The organism is Nocardioides sp., from assembly GCF_047607185.1.
Lineage (GTDB): Bacteria > Actinomycetota > Actinomycetes > Propionibacteriales > Nocardioidaceae > Nocardioides.
The window spans coordinates 1-2,631 of record NZ_JASGDQ010000057.1 but is presented as its reverse complement, the minus strand read 5'-3'; the positions used below and the strand labels follow the sequence as shown (position 1 = coordinate 2,631).

The window sequence follows — 2,631 nt, the reverse complement described above, 5'->3', positions numbered from 1 at the left end:
GTGCCTTCTGCGTGCGGGCGGATCAGGATCTCGACAATCTCGATTCTCCTTGCCCAGAAGGCACTTCTACGTCAGCCCCGCCGAGTCAGACCCCGATCGCCCCAGCCGGTCCACGGATCGAGGCTAAAGGGGCGTTCAACCGATAGGCTGTGCGACACAACTGCACCAGACAACAGGACAGGGAGGTGGTCGCCGTGAGCGAGCTTGTGAGCGAACCGCGGGCACCACGCCGGCCACGAGCGCAGCGAGGGGTGGCGGCATGAGTGACATCCAGGAGCGGGTCGCCGCCGAACTGGCCGAGCCGCTCGCCTCCCTGGGTCTCGACATCGAGGCCGTGGAGATCACCCCGGCCGGCAAGCGCCGGGTCCTGCGGGTCGCCGTCGACAAGGACGGCGGCGTCACTCTCGACGACGTCGCCGACGCCACCCGCCTGGTCAACACGGTGCTGGACGACTCCGACGTGATGGGCGAGCGTCCCTACACCCTGGAGGTCACCTCACGCGGCGTCGACCGGCCGCTGACGCTGCCGCGCCACTGGCGCCGCAACGCCGGCCGGCTGGTCAAGGTCGTCACCGCCGAGGGCGAGACCGTGGTCGGCCGGATCACCGGCTCCGACGACGACAGCGCCACCGTCGAGGTCGCCGGCACGCCACGCCGGGTCGGCTACGCCGAGGTGAAGAGGGCGCTGGTGCAGATCGAGTTCAACCCAGAGAAGGACGACTGATGGACATCGACCTGAGCATCCTGCGGCAGCTGGAGCGAGAGAAGGAGATCTCCTTCGACGTCCTCGTCGAGGCGATCGAGCAGGCGCTGCTGACCGCCTACCAGAAGACCCCCGGCGCGCAGCCCACCGCCCGCGTCGTACTCGATCGCAAGAGCGGCCACGTCAGCGTCCTCGCGGCCGAGACCGACGAGGAGGGCAACGTCCTCGCGGAGTACGACGACACCCCCGACGGGTTCGGCCGGATCGCCGCGACGACCGCGAAGCAGATCATGCTGCAGCGGCTGCGCGACGCCGAGGACGACATCAAGTTCGGCGAGTTCTCCGGCCGCGAGGGCGACATCATCTCCGGCGTCATCCAGCAGGGCCGCAACCCCGACGACGTCCTGGTCGACCTCGGCAAGATCGAGGCGCTGCTGCCGCTCTCCGAGCGGGTGCCCGGCGAGCCCTACGACCACGGCACCCGCATCAAGTGCCTGGTCACCAGCGTCCGCAAGGGGATGCGCGGCCCGCAGATCACGCTCTCGCGCAGCCACCCCAGCCTGGTCAAGAAGCTGTTCGCGCTCGAGGTGCCTGAGATCGCCGACGGCACCGTCGAGATCGCCGCCATCGCCCGCGAGGCCGGCCACCGCACCAAGATCGCGGTCCGTTCCACCCAGCCCGGCGTCAACGCCAAGGGCGCCTGCATCGGCCCGATGGGCCAGCGGGTGCGCAACGTGATGGCCGAGCTCCACGGCGAGAAGATCGACATCGTCGACTGGTCCGACGACCCCGCCACGCTGGTCGCCAACGCACTCTCGCCCTCTCGGGTCAACTCCGTCGAGATCGTTGACGCCGACGCCAAGAGCGCCCGGGTCGTGGTGCCGGACTACCAGCTCTCGCTGGCCATCGGCAAGGAGGGCCAGAACGCCCGTCTCGCCGCCCGGCTGACCGGCTGGCGCATCGACATCCGCTCCGACGAAGAGCCCAACCCCGCCCCATGACCGGCCGGACGCGAGTGCCGGTTCGTGCTCGACGGCCATGACCCGGTAAAGTCGTCGCTTGGTGGCTCGCCAGGACAACTCCCTCGACAACGGTCCGATGAGGACCTGCGTCGGGTGTCGGAAGCGGGCCGCCAAGAGTGAGCTGTTGCGAGTGGTCGCAGGCTCCGACGTCGACGGCCGGCTGGTCGTCGTGCCGGATCCGAGGGCCACCGCGCCGGGCCGGGGTGCACACCTGCACCCCACGTCCGACTGCTATGACCTCGCGGTGCGGCGGAAGGCCTTCACCCGAGCCCTGCGGCTCGAGGGAGGGTGCTCCAGTGGACCGGTGGGGGAGTTCGTGGCAGCCCACACCAACCAATCGTGACTATCCAGGAATCGGAGCAACAGCTCATGAGCACTCGATGAGTAACTCCCGATGAGCGTGTTCACCCACCACTAAGGTCACAGAGTCACCCGAGCAGGGTCTGTGGCCAGAAGGAGAATCGTGGCCAAGACCCGAGTTTCGGAACTCGCCAAGCAGTACGGCATCCCGAGCAAGGAAGCCCTCGAGAAGCTCACCGCCATCGGTGAGTACGTCAAGACCGCCTCGTCCAGCATCGAGTTGCCCGCCGTCAAGAAGTTCGAGGCGACCTACGGCGCCGAGCTGAAGGCGAAGATGGCGGCCGACCAGGCCCCCGCCCAGGACAAGGCGGCCGCCCCCGTCCCTGCCGCCCAGGCGGCCCCCACCCCCAAAGCCCCCGTCACCGAGGCGCCCGCCCCGGCAGCCGCCGCGCCGCCCACGGAGCCCGCCGTCAAGGCACCGGCCCCCAAGCCGGCTGCGCCCAAGCCCGCCGCTCCGGCGGCGCCGGCCGTTGCCGCAGCCCCCGCCGCGCCGGCGGCCCCCAAGGCACCGGCCCCCAAGGCGCCCACTCCGGGCCCGCGCCCGGG

4 protein-coding genes are annotated in these 2,631 nt (G+C 70.0%); all 4 read left to right on the top strand.

Features of this window, described 5'->3' with window-relative positions; genetic code table 11:
* The first annotated feature begins 259 nt into the window (after positions 1-259).
* Positions 260-724, top strand: a complete 465-nt coding sequence (gene rimP, locus QM595_RS05895; RefSeq protein WP_415170602.1) for a ribosome maturation factor RimP — start codon at positions 260-262, stop codon at positions 722-724.
* Entirely contained in the window at positions 724-1,704 is a 981-nt protein-coding gene (nusA, locus tag QM595_RS05890; protein WP_415170601.1) for a transcription termination factor NusA, read from the top strand. Before rimP ends, nusA begins: the two co-directional genes overlap by 1 nt.
* A 97-nt stretch (positions 1,705-1,801) precedes the next feature.
* The gene (locus tag QM595_RS05885) at positions 1,802-2,068 is read left to right on the top strand and encodes a YlxR family protein (protein ID WP_415170603.1); all 267 of its coding nucleotides are present in this window, start codon (positions 1,802-1,804) and stop codon (positions 2,066-2,068) included.
* 120 nt (positions 2,069-2,188) lie between these two features.
* Positions 2,189-2,631: translation initiation factor IF-2 N-terminal domain-containing protein (locus tag QM595_RS05880; RefSeq protein ID WP_415170600.1), on the top strand; the 443-nt coding region annotated here is incomplete at its 3' end.